The organism is Clostridium sp. AM34-11AC (assembly GCF_003435375.1).
Lineage (GTDB): Bacteria > Bacillota > Clostridia > Lachnospirales > Lachnospiraceae > Pilosibacter > Pilosibacter fragilis.
Map to the genome: position 1 here is coordinate 25,223 of NZ_QWGL01000003.1, position 15,824 is coordinate 41,046.

Here is a 15,824-nt window from a genome sequence, read left to right on the forward strand (position 1 = left end):
TGGAAATATTGTATTCTTGTTGAGAATAATTGTCAATAAGTGTATCCTGGCACATTCGTCCGCCCGGTGCGGGCAGTAGTTACCAATCATCTTAATTTTTCTCCAGTTCCAGCAGCATCTGCTTCACTTCCTTCATCCGGTCACGCAGCTTTGCGGCCTCTTCGAAATTCAGTTCTGCTGCCGCCTGGCGCATCTTCTTTGTGAGTTCCTTTGCAAGCTTCTCCAGTTCCCTTGCGTCCATGGATTCCGGATCTTTCCTGAACTCTTCTTCGCCGGCACTGGCAGCCTTGGAGATTGCGATCAGATCACGGACCGCTTTCTTTATGGTCTGCGGAGTGATTCCGTGCTCCTCATTGTACTTCTGCTGGATCTCACGTCGGCGGTTCGTCTCGTCGATGGCGGCCCGCATGGAATCAGTAATGGAATCCGCATACATGATCACATGGCCTTCGGCGTTTCGCGCGGCACGTCCGATCGTCTGTATCAAGGATGTCTCCGAACGGAGGAATCCTTCCTTATCCGCATCCAGGATCGCCACAAGTGTGATCTCCGGGATATCGAGTCCCTCTCTGAGGAGGTTGATTCCCACAAGAACATCAAAGACATCCAGACGCATATCGCGGATGATCTCGGCGCGCTCCAATGTGTCGATATCCGAGTGCAGATATTTTACGCGGATCCCGGCTTCCCTGATATAATCCGTAAGATCTTCCGCCATACGCTTTGTAAGCGTTGTGATCAGGACCTTGTTGTGTTTTTCTACTTCTTTATTGATCTCTCCCACAAGATCATCGATCTGTCCCTCCACTGGTCGCACGGAGATCTCCGGATCAAGAAGTCCTGTCGGGCGGATGATCTGCTCCGCGCGGAGAAGTTCATGGTCCGCCTCGTAAGTGGACGGGGTTGCGGACACGAACATCATCTGATTGATATGGGTCTCAAACTCCTCAAAATTCAATGGGCGGTTATCCAGGGCAGACGGCAGGCGGAATCCATAATCCACCAGTGTCTTCTTTCTCGACCGGTCACCGAAATACATGCCGCGGACCTGCGGAAGCGTGATATGGGACTCGTCCACGATAATCAGGAAATCATCAGGGAAATAGTCGAGCAGCGTACACGGCGGCTGTCCCGGTGCAGATCCCACAAGATGACGGGAATAGTTCTCGATTCCCGAACAGAAGCCTGTCTCTCTCATCATCTCCACATCAAAATTTGTCCGTTCCGCGATTCTCTGTGCCTCCAGAAGCTTGTCCTCACTCTTAAAAAAGGTTACCTGTTCTTTCATTTCCGCAAGGATATTTTCCGTTGCCCGCATCATCTTTTCTTTCGGTACAACATAGTGGGACGCCGGGAAGATCGCCACATGTTCCAGCTGCGCTTTCACCTCTCCGGTCAGCGCCTCGATCTCCATGATCCTGTCCACCTCGTCCCCGAAGAACTCGATCCGGTACGCCTCGCTTCCAGAATAAGCCGGAAATACTTCCAGCACATCACCTCTTACCCGGAAGCTTCCGCGCTTGAAATCCATCTCATTTCTCGTGTACTGGATATCGATCAGCTTATGGATCACCTCATCCCTGTCCTTCTCCATTCCCGGGCGCAGGGAGATCACCATGTTCTTATAATCGATCGGGCTTCCTAAGCCGTAAATACAGGACACGGAGGCCACGATGATCACATCGTTTCTCTCCGACAGGGCCGCCGTTGCAGAGTGACGCAGCTTATCGATCTCATCGTTGATCGCGGAATCCTTTTCAATATAAGTATCCGTAGACGGCACATATGCCTCCGGCTGATAGTAATCATAATAGGAGACAAAGTACTCCACCGCATTATTCGGGAAAAACTCTTTCATCTCCGAATAAAGCTGCGCCGCCAGTGTCTTATTGTGGGCGATCACCAACGTCGGCTTATTGAGCTGCTGGATCACATTCGCCATCGTAAACGTCTTACCGGATCCGGTCACTCCAAGCAGCGTCTCAAACTGATTCCCCTCTTTAAATCCCTTCACCAGCTGCTCGATTGCCTGCGGCTGATCTCCGGTGGGCTGGTATTCTGATACTAATTCAAAATGATCCATATGATTTCTCCTGACCTATCCATGATATTATTAGAAGCAGTGCAAAAATCCCAACGGCGAAGCCGATCTGGAATATCTCTCCGCCCAGGCTATGAATGTGCGGAATCGTTTCATTCTTAGTATATTACCTGTCCAGTATAGCATTCAAGCTAAAAAAAGTACAGAACAAACCGAATGTTTGTTCTGTACTGTATTTACTGTCCGCATTCCTATCTCGCAAACCAATCCTTCATACACTGAAGCACCTGCACCAGCTCGTCCTCCTGGATCACATACGGCACCATTGCATAGAGGTAGTTTAAGAACGGACGGCTGAACACACCTCTCTTGCAGGCATACTCCTGATATCCTTTTAATACGGCCGGATCGTAGACTTCGACGCAGACGCAGCCGCCCAGGATCCGGACTTCGCGGATCCTGGGGTCTGTGAAGCCCTTCATCTCGCGGCGGGTCACAGCTTCGATCCTCTTGATCTTTTCCATGTAGTTCTGGGTCTCGAACAGTTCGATCGATGCCAGGGCCGCGCTGCACGCCAGCGCATTTCCCATGAATGTCGGTCCATGCATCAGGGCATGTTCCGGAACATCATCGTAGAAGCCCTCAAATACTTTCCGGTTTGCCACGGTGGCAGCATGACCGATATATCCGCCTGTCAGTGCCTTTCCGAGAACCAGAATATCCGGGAGGACCAGATCCGCCACGAAACGATTGCCGGTCCGGCCAAATCCAGTCGCCACCTCATCGAAGACCAGAAGGACACCATACTGGTCACAAAGCTCTCTCGCCTTCTTTAAGAAGGAAACGTCATACATCCGCATGCCGCCCGCCCCCTGTAAAAGCGGTTCCACCAGCACACAGTTCAGTCTGTCATGATACTTTTCAAAGGCCTCTTCCAGGGCCGTGATCTCCGTCGGAATATGGACCACATACGGGCTTGCCCCGTAAGCTTTCAGCACGAAATGGTAATCCTCATCGTCTCCCGCTTCCATCGTCTTAAAGGTGTCGCCGTGGTAGGCATGCTCCAGGGCCAGGATCATGGTCCGCTTCTCATCTCCCCGGTTCATATAATACTGCAGCGCCATTTTTAACGCCACTTCCACCGCCACACTGCCGGAATCGGAAAAGAAGCAGTAATCCAGATCCCCCGGCAGCCAGGACGCCAGTTTCTCTGACAGCTTTCTCGCCGGTTCGTGGGTCAGCCCGCCCAGCATGACATGGGAAAACTTCTCCACCTGGGAGATGATCGCCTGGTTGATCACCGGGTGCTTATATCCGTGGATCACGCTCCACCAGGATGAAACCGAATCGATCATCTTCTGATCTTTCGTATAGAGATATACCCCGTTCGCGTCCACGATCTCGTAGGGCGCCTTCATTGTTTTTAACTGTTCATATGGATACCAGATCATCGTTTTCTTCTCCTTCATCTTAACATGGACTCCCCGGTCCCTTTCCTGCCCCGCTGCTGCGGGTGGGATTCCCGGGAGTACGTCAGCACTTATCGCTTCCTATATAATCTCGGCATATTCACGATCATTTTTCCGCAGTCTCATACAGCGCTTTCAAATCCTCCGCGTCCATGGAAAGCTCCGTGTCACCGTCCGCCACACAGGCAACCACAGGAACTCCTGTATAATACTCGCACATTTTCCGGTTGTCCTCATGGAGCACATCTCCCGGCTTATAGTGATTGAAAATGATCCCCTTCAACGGGATTCCCTGCTCTTTGAGGTAGTACGCGGTCAGCGCCACACCGTTGATCGTGCCGAGTCCCGCGTCCGCGATCATCAGACACCCAAGGCCGCAGGCTTTGACTACCTCCGGCAGGCGGATATCCGTCTCATCAAAGCAGAGCGGACAGAGGATTCCACCGCTTCCCTCCATCGTCACGTACTCGTACTCCTCACAGACCTTCTGAAATCCCGCCAACACAGTCTCCATCCGGACCGGATTTCCTTCGATCCGTGATGCCAGGTGCGGGGAGACAGCTGTCTCGTAGACATATGGACACATTTCCTCAAGGGACTGGCGGATTCCGGACATGTTTTTTACCTGGAGCGCGTCCCCCGGGATCAGGCTGCCATCCGGCCGTCTCTCGTTGCCGCTCATGGCGGCCTTATAGTAAGCCGCGTCCGCACCGCTCTCTCTCAGTTTTTTCACGATCAATCCTGTCACATACGTTTTTCCGACATCCGTTCCCGTTCCTGTGATAAAAATATTTCTGCTCATTTCCTATCCCAGTCTCCCCTCTTTAATCATCGGGATCATCCGTTTCCCGATGACTGCCGCCAGAATGCACAGCGCTATATCTCCCGGAACCGCCAGTAAAAAGCAGTATAAAAATAATGGCCAGAGACCGATCGGCGTATTTATGACGAAATTGCTGATCGCATAATAGTAAACCATTCCAAATGCGTACACGATAAAGAGTCCGATGAAATTTGCCGCCAGCAGGCGTCTGTAACCAGGATGGCTCTTTTCATTCGCGATCCGGCCTGTCACATAGGCTGCCACAGCGAATCCGATGATGTAACCAAAGCTCGGCTGAAAAATATAGCCCGGTCCGCCGCCCTGGGTGAAGATCGGAAGTCCCACAAGTCCCAGAACAATATAAACCACGACCGCCAGCGCCCCGTTCACAGGACCCAGCAGCAGCCCCGCCAGCATCGTAAATAAAAACTGAAGTGTAAACGGAACCACCGGAACAGGAACTTTGATAAATGCCCCTACCGCGATCAATGCCACAAACATTGCGCACAGCACAAGGTCTTTCGTTTTCATATGTTTCAAAATTATTTCCTCCTGAATTTTCTGGTTGCTCAAGAAATCTGAAGCATTTCCCTTTTCCTGTACATGCGCATCACTCTTCCGTTCTTTCCATACCTTCTGAAACAGCGGCTGCTGTCTTCAGAACCCGGGGGGTATTGCAAAGATGGACTTGTAGGAGCATAACATAGAATTTTCGAATTGTCAACCTGTTATATTTATATAGTTAACAATTGTTTGTACAAAAAAGACACCTCAAAAACCAAATGGTCTATTCGGTGTCTTTCATCTGCATCATGATTACCTGCCCCACTCAAACGCGATCCGCGGCGTTCCGTCCGGGACATAGATAATTCCGCATCTCTCAAATCCCTGTTTTTCAAGCGCTCTCTGCATAACCTTGTTGTTTTCGTGGGTGTCGATCCGGATGTGGGATATTTTCGACTTGGCGAAGTCCATGATCCGGCCCAGGATGTTGTGGACCGTACCGTCGCTTGCGACGCGGTGGACGGCAGCGTACGGGGTGTCTGCCTTCCAGGCGCCCTGCTCGATCACAGCGTAGCATGGGTCAGCGCCGATGATGAAGGCGAAGGCGGCATGGATCACGCCGTTTTCTTCCAGAACATATAAATTTCCTGCCTCGATGTCCCCCGGGAGCAGATGCTCCGGGGCGTCCTCGCCGTCCCACTGGCTGAAGTTCCCATGGTCACGCATGAACTGGCGGGCAGCGGCGTAGATCCCGTGGATCCGTGGGAGATCGGCTGGGGATGCTTTTCTTACTGTAAAGTTATCTTCTGTCATAGATGTTCTCCTCTTTTACGGGTAAACTGATTGCTGTTCCCATTGTATCATAGTGTTTTTCACAAGACAATCTGTCTTTTCAGCTCCCCTGTTCCTCATACATCCGCACCAGATCCCCGATCAGCAGCACTCCCACCGGTCCCAGGATCAGCCCCGACAATCCAAACAATTTAAGTCCCACATACATGGATACCAGCGATCCCAGCGGCGAAAGCCCCACCTGCTTCCCCATCAGTCTCGCCTCTGAGATCTGACGCAGAAAGTAGCAGACCACATAGATGCCGAAGATCACCGCAGCCTTTTTCCACGCCTTCTGAAACAGCAGCGCGACTCCCCACGGAATCAGCACAGTCCCGGCCCCCAATACCGGCAGTGCGTCCAGGATCCCGATCCCGCAGCCAAACAAAAACGAATAGGGATTTCCGATCACTGCCAGTCCGAAGATACACACGGCACTTGTTAGGAACAGAATAAACGCCTGGGTCTTCAGCCACGCGCTCACCACGGATGCGATCCGCTCTCCCACTACGAGAAATTCCCGCCGGAATGCGGACCTGCTCCGCTTTTCCCTGATGTCATCCATCTCCTGCAGTGTCAGGAGTACTGCGACAAAATAGATAAAGAAAAGGACGATCCCGGCGACTGCCACGCGGAGCGCAGACACGGAGCGGTCCATGAGCACTGGCATCGTGGAGTTCTTAAACATCTGCCGGACCTCTTCCACTGCTCTCCCCGCAAGCTCCACCAGCGCGTCCGCCTTAAGCCCCATCTTCTGCTCCAGGAGGCGGCAGGTATCCGTAAGCCGCAGATCAAGGGCGGAAAGCCAGTCTGGAAATCTCCGGATAAAAAGCCCCGTCTGGCTCACCACCATGCTGCCGCCCGCGTAGAGGAATCCAAAAACAAGGCATGACATCACCAGAAGTTCGATCCCGCCGACAAGCGACACCGGCAGATGGTGCATCTCCCCACGAAACGGCACCGCAATGCGGTTCGAGAGGAACCTGACCGACGGACGCAGAAACAGCGCCGTCCCATACGCACATAAAAAGGGAACCACGAGGGGTAAAAGATAACGAAACGCTCCGTATACCGCACCCGTGATTCCCAGAATCAGTAGAAATTTCTTCAGTTTTTTCTCAGGACTTACCATGGAATCACCCGTTTTCTGATTTGTACTTCCTTTGTACTGCTCATAGTATGGGCGGAAATTCCTGCGATATGCGCGCCGCGGGACGATTCCATAATCTGTTTTTTCCATGGTTCTTAGCAGAACATGATCATTTACAAGCCTCGACCTTTGAATCTAAAGATATTCACCTCCACAGTTGCCAATGTCACAACCTGTAGCCGAAAACAGCCCAACCAGGATCAAACTTGAAACAACTGAAATGCCCCTCCGACCGGTTCTATCTCAAACGTCATTTCTTTCTTCGTCACCGGATGAAAAAAAGTCAGCGCTGAAGCGCAGAGTGCGATCGACTCTCTTCCACTTCCCATATTTCCTGCTGTTCTGATACCCGGCATATTTCTATTTCCTGCTGCCTTCATGGTTCCCTGGTCTGCATTCTCTTTCTTATCAAGTTTGTCAGTTCCCACAGGCACTCCATATTTCATATCCCCATACAACGGCGTCCCATGATACGCCATCTGTACACGGATCTGGTGATGGCGTCCAGTCTTCAATGAAATTCTCACCAGGCTCAGCTCCGTTTCCGGCATTCCGGCTATTTTCCCGTCGATCGTCTTTAAGACTTCATAGGACAGCTCCGCCTTTTTCGCACCGGTTATCCCCTTATCCACAACCTGTGAATAATTCCCGTCCGGTGTTTTCACCATATAATCCACATAGTTATCCACCATATTCACAGGTCTTCCGTGGACAACTGCTGTGTAGATTTTTTTCATCTTATGGCTCTGAACCTGCTCACTTAAAGCCGCTGCCGCCCGTTTCGTTTTCGCGTACACCATCACGCCGGACACAGGCTTGTCCAGTCTGTGGATAACTCCCACATAAGGTTCCTTCCCCGGTGTGCATGATTTGTTGATAACCAGGTGTTTTTTCACCTCGCTGACCATATCCGGTGCGAACCGCTTCGCAGCCTGGGATTCCACGCCCGCAGGCTTTATGACCACCAGGATCTCGTCGTCCTCATATAATACTTTTAACATCAAAATATTTCCCCTTGCATATTTTTATCGTAAGTGGTATAGTATATCCAAGCGTGATAAGTAGTTTTTAAAACTACATGTCGTATTTTAAATATTCACTTTAACTTTGAAACCAGACCCTGCGTTCATTTGCTGCAATGATCTGAAATTTGTCCACCACAACCTATTATCGCAGATCCATATCGGACTAATTCATTTCATACAGTCACGCACATTCTGATTTCCAATATTTTCCCTGTTCAACACAGGCTATCCCGCATGATTGGAGGAATGATTATGGAACTGAAAATAAAAGATCCCGGAAGCGCGCTGACTCACTTTATCGCAATGCTGACCGCAATGGTTGCCGCGACGCCGCTTTTAATCAAGGCCGCATCCGCCCCCGGAACCATGCACCTAAAGGCCCTGAGCGTCTTCATCGTCAGCATGATCCTGCTCTACGCCGCAAGCACGGTCTACCACACCTTCGACATTTCTGAGCATGTCAATAAGATCCTTCGGAAAATCGACCACATGATGATCTTCATCCTGATCGCCGGAACCTACACGCCGGTGTGCCTGATCGTCCTCGGAAATAAGTCCGGCTACCGGATGCTGTCCCTTGTCTGGGGCATCGCCATCGTAGGCATCATCATCAATGCCCTCTGGATCAACTGCCCGAAGTGGTTCTCCTCCGTGATCTACATCGCGATGGGCTGGGTATGCATCATGGCGATCCGCCAGATCGTTGCCGCTCTCACACCTGCCGCTTTCGCATGGCTTCTCGCCGGCGGCATCATCTATACCATCGGCGGTGTGATCTATGCACTGAAATTACCGATCTTCAACTCAAAGCATAAAAATTTCGGCTCCCACGAGATCTTCCATCTCTTCGTCATGGGCGGAAGCTTCTGCCATTACATGATGATGTACGGATATGTGGCTGCCGCGTAAGATGATCTGCAACGACATCATCTATCATATTTTCATTCTCCGGCGCGGTGTAAAAGCCGCGCCATCTTTAGCATATCAGACTTCCCCGCCCTCGTCCTTCTGAACAATCTTATTTTCCCGATAAAAATGAGTCTATTATATAACTTATATTATCTTTAATATTTGCTGTATTGCCTCCGAATGTATAAGCTCTTTCATCTTCTCTTCCCCACCTTCAACCTCAGGCTTTCCACACCTAAGACTACCCGGATTTTCTGACACGCAGCAATCCTTATACCAACACTCACCCATAAGCGGGCCCTTGACCGACCATTTCTCGTTTTGTGTAAGTTCACCTACCAAAGATTTCATCACCCGCTCTGTCGAGTATCTCTTAAATCCAGCTATGTACTGTAATGTCTTCTCATCATCAATCTTTGATAAATTAATTCTGTGATCTTCAACTGCCGCTAAAACTTCTTCACGAATTTTAATTTTATCTGTCTTACCTGTGCCTGTCCACTCCACAATTTTATCAAATGCAAGAATCAGGTATTCGAAGCAGATCATATCCAGAATTACAAGCTTTCCCCTTGAACTTCTTTCTATTGATTTCAACATACGATATTTATTACGAATATCCTGATTATCTACCACATAATCAAACGCAATATAATATTTATCATCATCTTTCATCTCTAAATCTAATACTGCATCCAATAATCCCTGATTACTCCCCTTGCTCTCAACGCTTAATTTATCATCAAAGAAAAGTTGATCAACCAATTTCCAGAAATGAAGCCCAGCACCGGTGTCTTCTGTCCATAAATACTTCATGTCACAGCTCCTCTTCCAGTGTTATCTTATTATTATCGAACTTCAAAACCTTAAAACTCTTATCTGAAACATTCAATCCATCGCAATTTCGTAAGAAAAGCATATATTGATTTGATGTTTCAAAATTAATAAATTTTCTAACTTCATCATTCATCAGATTATCCGCATTATCTACCACAATAAAACTATCTCTGCAGCGCTTTATTGCTTCCGAAAAATTATCTGACCTGTAATTAAATAATCTGATCGCCCTGTACTCATCTGTAAGCCTTACATCTTCCAGCATCTCATATAGCACTGTTTTTCCAACTCCGCTATCGCCCCCAACAAGTGTTATTCTGTCATCGAATTCTAAGTCATATGAAAATGGAGCTGCCTTAAATGCAATCCTCTTATAAATCATCCGCCTCTCTCCTTTCATACTCCTTACTCCACCAGGCATTGTATCCCCTTCCGCCAATGACTATATCCGAATTATTGAATCTAATCTCTGCATCATCTGGTATGTCAAACAGGGTTGGTCTTGACATGTATATCTTTATATTATCCATTGTGAAAATAACTTTAAGTACATTCGGACCACATTCCTCTACATTTACTACTTTATCAGGATGTTTAACAATGTTGAGTAACGTCTTGCAGCCGGATGACAGGTTACGGATCGTACCTAAGCCATATTTTGTTTCTATGTGTTTATCCGGAGTCAGCTTTGCCTTATCTATCTGTTGGATCAAATCAACTTCATTTTTTGACATTTCTTCATTAGCTGTATTCAAATTGAAATACAGGTCGTTCTGAAGGATCCAATCCTTTGAGTTCTTTTTTTCTGTATATATATCAATCATTCGGTGTCGCTCCCTTAACAAGATTTTCATAATTATTTGCAAACGCTCTCCTATGAGGACAATTTATTTTTCAATTTTAATCCAGCATGGCCTGCAAATAATTGTGCTTGCTGTAATCCAACATTACTTTTTACAAACTTTTCTGCAAGTTTCCTCTGCGTATCTTTACTCATATATATTTTAAGCTTATCTGTTGTCCTTGTAATTGCAGTATAGAAAATATTATGTGATATTCTTTCATCAACATCCTCTGTAATTACTACCTTCACAGACTCATATTCCAATCCCTGTGCTTTATGTATAGATACTGCATAAGCAATTTGAAACGGTACAATTTCTTCAGAATAATCACCATCCGAATCCCGTTCAACTCGTTTTTTTACTCCAAACTCGACAATAGATTTCCCCTCATACTCGCAATCAATAAGCTTAATACCAGAAAAAAGAGCATCTCTTTTATCAACTGCGTTATCAACAAGTATTTGAAATACTATTTCATCCGTTTTCTTATCAATTGATAATATGCGTCCCTTTAAATTATTATATAAAACATTTCCAAATCTTTTATTCTCATTGAACAAAACTTTATCTCCAACCTTATATGTCCAATTTCCCCACTCAATCGGTTTAGACGGATTGATTTTTTGCATATATCTATTAATATTATTGACTCCATACAATCCATCATATCCTAAACATAAAATGATCTCTTCTTCGTTCTTTTCAAAAATAGATTCATTTAAAGTTGATATAAATCCATTTGCTTGTAATCTTTCAAACATATTTTCATCAAATTCTCTTACGCGAGTCCACATTTCAAGCAAAATTGCTTTATCCTTTGCCCGGTACGGAGTTGATAGCTCATACACAGATTTCTTATCAACAAAATATCTTGCGAAATTAAACCAATTTCCAAACTTTATTGCTTCTATCTGGTATATATCTCCAATCAATAAATATGCTTTCGCATTACACTTTTCAAACAGGTTCAAAACCTCTTCATTACACACCGTACTACACTCATCCAAAATAACCAGATCATACTTCTTCCAACTATATCCATTTTTCAAATAGTCGTATACCGTGTAGCAATCACAAGAAGCGTTTATTCTTCGCTCTAAATTATTTTTTGCGGCATTTGTATTCGCAAGCAAAAGAATATTTTTATTCTCAAATATTTTTGCAATATATTCTGCTACTCTTGTTTTACCTGTTCCTGCTGCACCGTAAACCATTCCCAATCTAGAATTCATAAATATATTTTTTACTATTTTTTGCTTTGCAACATCATCAATTTTATTGATAAATTCGTTTTTATCTATAAGCATATCAGAATAACCTTCAACGCCTTCTGATGTATATTGCTGCAACTTTTCCATAACAGATTTAGTTACATCATAATATCCCTTAACATACAAATGGTTTGTAAATGTTTCTATTTTTCTAAGTTGCTGTTTTTTGCTTTTATACAAATTTTGATTAAATACTTCCAACTCATACCGAAAATAATCTAACTTACTATCATCCACAGTTACATATAATGTATTACTATCATAAGCTTCTTTATTCACCATTGCAGACACATATTGATGTTCACAATCATATACCTCTAAACATTTATGCAATCTTGATTTCGGCAAATTATGTCCGTATAAACTTGAGGCATATGGCATTTCATCAAATGGTATTGCTTCATTTTTCAGATATAGATACGATACTCGGTTGTTTGATCGATCCGACAACTGGTCTCTAACTACATCATTCTTTAAATAGGCAGTGATATATCTTAAAATATTACTTCCTGGTTTTTCACCAATGATAATATCTCTCACTTTTTCAAAAGTGTTTTTCAATTTAATATTTTTATCCAATTCCAATTGTTGAATATAAATCTCATAATCCTCGTTATCCGCCAAAATAATATCCAACAAATTCATTCCAGATCTACTGAGAAATCTCATCAATGCTTTGTAATACGCGCTATCAGATCTCACCCTATCATCATATCCACAGATTGCAGCCAACTTTTCCAATTCGCACGGACGTATAGAAATATTCCAAGCTATGATACACTTTATATCAATATCCACTCCATTGAAATCTACATTGGCCTGGTCAAAATCACATTGAATTGAATAATTATCTGGAATGTCATTAAACGAATATGCAACAAATCTATCAAATTTGGTTATTTCTTCCTGTGCATATGACAGTGTATATTCAAAAAAGCCTTTTCTATTTACTGTTCGATATTTTTTTCTTGTAATGTAGTACCTATCATTAGTATGTTTTGTTCCATCTTCCAAATGCATTCCCTTTAGAGCAATATAGATTTTTTCATAATATGGATCCAATTCAGAATTCTTCTCCTGCGGATATTCTTCTAGATTACGCATCAGAGTTAATTCAAACTTCTCTCTCATCTGATCTCTCAACTGATATAATCGAGACAAATACCCCTCCATTAAACGAACAGCCCCATCCTCTGCAGGTACATAATGAGATATCGTAATCTGAAGTGAATGATGTAACCTCCATATATATCCATATTCATTGCTCTCTTTAAGTGGTTTCATATATTGGGTATACCACTTATCTTTTCCCCCAATTGGTACTTGCTTATTAGGATTTTCATAAGCGTATATACGTGCTGCAATATGTTCTAAATAAGTGCGAAGAAATTGGATTACATAGTCTGCAACCTTTTGAGAATCTTGCAATACTGTATAGTCATCAATTATTCCACAAATTTTTGAATCAATATTATATATACTCTTTTCAATAATATCTATATAATCCAATTTAGTCCTTTCTAGAAGCATACTTCATTTATTTCCGTATTTTGCTGACTCTTCCGTAACCTTCATCACATCATGCTCTGGCTCATATTGATAAATTTATGCAGTAATAGCTGCTCCATTTCCTGTTTCATAGCTTTCTTAAACAATTATCTTCTTCACCATGTTATTTCTCTTCCCTTACCTCATCTGGAACAAATTCCGCAATGTCCTGTATATTGCAATGCAATACATTACATATTTTTTCCAAAACCTGTGTATTTACATGCTCATTCTTTCCCAGTTTAGCCAATGCATTTGTGGTAATTCCAGCCTTGTCTCTAAGATCTGTCTTCATCATATTTTCATCTATTAATTTTTTCCACAGTTTGCTGTATCTGATTGCCATTGCTGATCCCTTTCGTATCATCACAACTATTTATCATTCCTTTATCGTTTATTGTATCATTTACGTTATTTTATTTCAATCTTAAATTGATTTTTTCAATCTGTGTTTGAAGAAAAATAAGCGGCCAGACCAATCGGTCCAACCGCTTTTCATCACAAAATCCATATTGGGATCTTATCTGTTTTTTATCTCTTCCGTCTCTCCTCGTTCCTCTTCCGCTTCTCTTCAAGCAGTCTGTTAAACTCGGCCTCAGCGTCGCCGCCTTCGGCCACGAGACGCTGTCTTCTCTTTTCGCGGCGAAGTGCTTCTGCTTCCGCCTCTTTCCTGTTGTTCTGGATCATGAACCAGATACCACCGCCGGTCAGGGCTGCTGCCGCGAGGATTCCGATCACGATCAGGAGGATCTTCGCAGGGAATCCGGTCTTCACATCATTGCTGCCGGCTTGATCCGACGCATTGTCCGCGTCATCTGCCGCCGTGGTCACCTCTGCCTCGACCATGGTCTCCATCTCATCCTCAGTGCTCTCGTCATCTGCTGACGGATCCGCAGCGTCTGTGCTCTCCCCGGACGTTTCTTCCGCTGCAGTGGTCTCTGTCTCTCCTGCTGCCTCAGCAGCCGCAAGTGCTTCCGCCCCCGCCTTCGTCATCAGGTACGCTGAACCGATCTTTCTCTCATTGTAAATATAGTTGAGCACTCCGACCGTTCCCTCCGGCGCTCCGTCCGGAACTGCGCCGAGACTTAATTCCGCGTCCGCGAATGTGGCATCCTTCGGAAGTGTGATCTTCTTTCCTGTCTGGATCGCCAGGTCGGACGGCGCATAGCTTGTCCCGTTTGCATCCACCTGGTCCTCTCCTGTGACATATCTCGTCTCATTCTCCGCGATATCCACATTCTGGAACCGGTTCAGGCCAAACTGCAGCAACGATTTTCCATCAATGAAATACTGTCTCGGACTTCCCTTTAAGATGACGGATACAACACGTCTTCCGTCCTTCTCACCGTATGTAACAAGCGTGTTTCCTGCTTTTAAGAGATATCCGGTCTTTCCTGCCACCGCCTCCGGGCAGTAATACTCGCTGGAAGTGTCCTCCGTGATCACGAGACGGTGCTCATTCCGCACACTGGCCCCGTCCGGGTTGTTTGTCGTCGGTCCCACCTTCCATGACTTCGCGGAGCTGATCTCCAGAAGCTTCGGGTTACTGTAGGCCGCAGCCGCGATCTTCGTCATATCGTACGCTGTAACCACCTGGTCATCGTTGTTGAGGCCCGACGGGTTCGCGAAATGGCTCTCCGTGCATCCAAGCTCCGCGATCTTCGCGTTCATCATGTCAACAAAGTCCGGAATACTGCCTGCCACATGTTCCGCCAGGGCGTTTGCCGCCTGGTTGACGGATGCAAGAAGCAGCGCGTACAGGCAGTCCTCAACGGTCATAGTGTCTCCCGCCACGAGACTCAGCTTATTTCCGCTGTCCACCTCCACGGAGTTCATGGCCTTGTCCGAGTAAGTGACCGTGTCAGTGAGGTCCGCATGTTCCAGGACCACGAGGGCTGTGAGGATCTTTGTGATACTCGCCGGATAGTATTCCACATGGCTGTTCTGTCCGAAAAGCATCGTTCCGGTGTCCACGTCCATGACAGCTCCCGCCTCCGCCTCGATTCCCGTGTCGGATGGCCAGTCGGGTCTCGCGAAAGCCTGCATCGTTCCCAGCTGGGCAAACACGAGCACGCCGCAGAGCACCTTTGCCAGTTTCTTTTTAAAAGTACAAATCATAAATATTTTCTCCCTGTATTCCGTATCTGTTCGGTTTTCTCACAGATACTAGCAAAAATCCATTTCAAAAATCGATGCATTTCTGCCTTATATGTGATGTTTTCCTGCGGCCAGCGCAATAAACAATGCTCTGCCGCACGCTTACGGGGCTTTTCAGGAAATCGGCCTTTCAACCGGCCCATGGGCCACCAGTTCATCCTTCTGATTCCGGGAAAGCTGTTTTACCTTCACTTCCCGGCTCATCGCCTCTTCCTTCGTCTCGAAAGTCTCATACCACACAAGCCGCACCGGCCGTCTGGACTTCGTGTACTTCGCCCCGCGCCCGGAATTGTGCGCCTTCACCCTTTTTTCCAGGTCATTCGTCCAGCCGCAGTAGAGGGTCCCGTCCGAACATTCCAGAAGATATGTATAGTTCATGTTTTCTCCATTTCACGGCGATACCGGCACCCGCCT

General features: G+C 46.2%; 15 protein-coding genes. 1 reads left to right on the forward strand and 14 read right to left on the reverse strand.

Annotated features, from left to right (window positions below; genetic code table 11):
- Window positions 1–91 precede the first annotated feature (91 nt).
- From uvrB to DW826_RS03995, 7 genes are all read right to left on the reverse strand, one after another.
- A complete protein-coding gene (uvrB, locus tag DW826_RS03965; protein WP_117470776.1) occupies window positions 92–2,083 on the reverse strand; it encodes an excinuclease ABC subunit UvrB in 1,992 nt (663 codons plus the stop codon).
- A gap of 209 nt (window positions 2,084–2,292) precedes the next feature.
- A complete protein-coding gene (gene bioA, locus DW826_RS03970) occupies window positions 2,293–3,492 on the reverse strand; it encodes an adenosylmethionine--8-amino-7-oxononanoate transaminase (protein WP_117513677.1) in 1,200 nt (399 codons plus the stop codon).
- Between the two features lie 124 nt (window positions 3,493–3,616).
- Window positions 3,617–4,312, reverse strand: a complete 696-nt coding sequence (gene bioD / locus DW826_RS03975; RefSeq protein ID WP_117552095.1) for a dethiobiotin synthase — start codon at window positions 4,310–4,312, stop codon at window positions 3,617–3,619.
- Between the two features lie 3 nt (window positions 4,313–4,315).
- Window positions 4,316–4,864 carry a biotin transporter BioY gene (locus DW826_RS03980; RefSeq protein ID WP_117484658.1) on the reverse strand — a complete coding sequence of 183 codons (549 nt, stop codon included), beginning with the start codon at window positions 4,862–4,864 and terminating at the stop codon, window positions 4,316–4,318.
- Window positions 4,865–5,149: 285 nt separating this feature from the next.
- A complete protein-coding gene (locus DW826_RS03985; protein WP_117552096.1) occupies window positions 5,150–5,650 on the reverse strand; it encodes an N-acetyltransferase in 501 nt (166 codons plus the stop codon).
- A 79-nt stretch (window positions 5,651–5,729) separates the two neighbouring features.
- Window positions 5,730–6,908: an AI-2E family transporter gene (locus DW826_RS03990; RefSeq protein WP_117552097.1), complete on the reverse strand. Its 1,179-nt coding sequence runs from the start codon at window positions 6,906–6,908 to the stop codon at window positions 5,730–5,732.
- Window positions 6,909–7,018: 110 nt separating this feature from the next.
- Window positions 7,019–7,819 carry an RluA family pseudouridine synthase gene (locus DW826_RS03995; RefSeq protein ID WP_117552098.1) on the reverse strand — a complete coding sequence of 267 codons (801 nt, stop codon included), beginning with the start codon at window positions 7,817–7,819 and terminating at the stop codon, window positions 7,019–7,021.
- A gap of 276 nt (window positions 7,820–8,095) precedes the next feature.
- On the opposite strand from DW826_RS03995, the gene DW826_RS04000 reads away from it, so the two are divergent.
- Entirely contained in the window at window positions 8,096–8,752 is a 657-nt protein-coding gene (locus tag DW826_RS04000; protein WP_117552099.1) for a hemolysin III family protein, read from the forward strand.
- Between the two features lie 144 nt (window positions 8,753–8,896).
- Here DW826_RS04000 and DW826_RS04005 read toward each other — a convergent pair whose 3' ends face one another.
- The 7 genes from DW826_RS04005 to DW826_RS04035 all read right to left on the reverse strand — a co-directional run bounded on the left by DW826_RS04005 (window position 8,897) and on the right by DW826_RS04035 (window position 15,788).
- Window positions 8,897–9,568: a hypothetical protein gene (locus DW826_RS04005; RefSeq protein ID WP_117513636.1), complete on the reverse strand. Its 672-nt coding sequence runs from the start codon at window positions 9,566–9,568 to the stop codon at window positions 8,897–8,899.
- A gap of 1 nt (window position 9,569) precedes the next feature.
- The gene (locus tag DW826_RS04010; protein WP_117513638.1) at window positions 9,570–9,971 is read right to left on the reverse strand and encodes an ATPase; all 402 of its coding nucleotides are present in this window, start codon (window positions 9,969–9,971) and stop codon (window positions 9,570–9,572) included.
- On the reverse strand, window positions 9,961–10,413 hold the full coding sequence (locus tag DW826_RS04015; protein ID WP_117552146.1) for a DUF4869 domain-containing protein: 453 nt from the start codon (window positions 10,411–10,413) through the stop codon (window positions 9,961–9,963). The genes DW826_RS04010 and DW826_RS04015 overlap by 11 nt, the downstream gene beginning before the upstream one ends.
- Before the next feature lie 50 nt (window positions 10,414–10,463).
- On the reverse strand, window positions 10,464–13,214 hold the full coding sequence (locus tag DW826_RS04020; RefSeq protein ID WP_181967986.1) for an ATP-dependent RecD-like DNA helicase: 2,751 nt from the start codon (window positions 13,212–13,214) through the stop codon (window positions 10,464–10,466).
- Window positions 13,215–13,377: 163 nt separating this feature from the next.
- Window positions 13,378–13,599: a helix-turn-helix transcriptional regulator gene (locus tag DW826_RS04025; RefSeq protein ID WP_117552147.1), complete on the reverse strand. Its 222-nt coding sequence runs from the start codon at window positions 13,597–13,599 to the stop codon at window positions 13,378–13,380.
- 185 nt (window positions 13,600–13,784) lie between these two features.
- Entirely contained in the window at window positions 13,785–15,371 is a 1,587-nt protein-coding gene (locus DW826_RS04030; protein ID WP_117552101.1) for a D-alanyl-D-alanine carboxypeptidase family protein, read from the reverse strand.
- 153 nt (window positions 15,372–15,524) lie between these two features.
- Complete coding sequence (locus DW826_RS04035; protein WP_015553617.1) at window positions 15,525–15,788, reverse strand: GIY-YIG nuclease family protein; 264 nt, start codon at window positions 15,786–15,788, stop codon at window positions 15,525–15,527.
- Between the last annotated feature and the right edge of the window lie 36 nt (window positions 15,789–15,824).

Bases quoted from the DNA above. Each gene is read 5' to 3' on its own strand.
- uvrB (WP_117470776.1), bottom strand. From the start codon at position 2,083: ATGGATCATTTTGAATTAGTATCAGAATACCAGCCCACCGGAGATCAG.
- bioA (WP_117513677.1), bottom strand. From the start codon at position 3,492: ATGATCTGGTATCCATATGAACAGTTAAAAACAATGAAGGCGCCCTAC.
- bioD (WP_117552095.1), bottom strand. From the start codon at position 4,312: ATGAGCAGAAATATTTTTATCACAGGAACGGGAACGGATGTCGGAAAA.
- DW826_RS03980 (WP_117484658.1), bottom strand. From the start codon at position 4,864: ATGAAAACGAAAGACCTTGTGCTGTGCGCAATGTTTGTGGCATTGATC.
- DW826_RS03985 (WP_117552096.1), bottom strand. From the start codon at position 5,650: ATGACAGAAGATAACTTTACAGTAAGAAAAGCATCCCCAGCCGATCTC.
- DW826_RS03990 (WP_117552097.1), bottom strand. From the start codon at position 6,908: ATGGAAAAAACAGATTATGGAATCGTCCCGCGGCGCGCATATCGCAGG.
- DW826_RS03995 (WP_117552098.1), bottom strand. From the start codon at position 7,819: ATGTTAAAAGTATTATATGAGGACGACGAGATCCTGGTGGTCATAAAG.
- DW826_RS04000 (WP_117552099.1), top strand. From the start codon at position 8,096: ATGGAACTGAAAATAAAAGATCCCGGAAGCGCGCTGACTCACTTTATC.
- DW826_RS04005 (WP_117513636.1), bottom strand. From the start codon at position 9,568: ATGAAGTATTTATGGACAGAAGACACCGGTGCTGGGCTTCATTTCTGG.
- DW826_RS04010 (WP_117513638.1), bottom strand. From the start codon at position 9,971: ATGATTTATAAGAGGATTGCATTTAAGGCAGCTCCATTTTCATATGAC.
- DW826_RS04015 (WP_117552146.1), bottom strand. From the start codon at position 10,413: ATGATTGATATATATACAGAAAAAAAGAACTCAAAGGATTGGATCCTT.
- DW826_RS04025 (WP_117552147.1), bottom strand. From the start codon at position 13,599: ATGGCAATCAGATACAGCAAACTGTGGAAAAAATTAATAGATGAAAAT.
- DW826_RS04030 (WP_117552101.1), bottom strand. From the start codon at position 15,371: ATGATTTGTACTTTTAAAAAGAAACTGGCAAAGGTGCTCTGCGGCGTG.
- DW826_RS04035 (WP_015553617.1), bottom strand. From the start codon at position 15,788: ATGAACTATACATATCTTCTGGAATGTTCGGACGGGACCCTCTACTGC.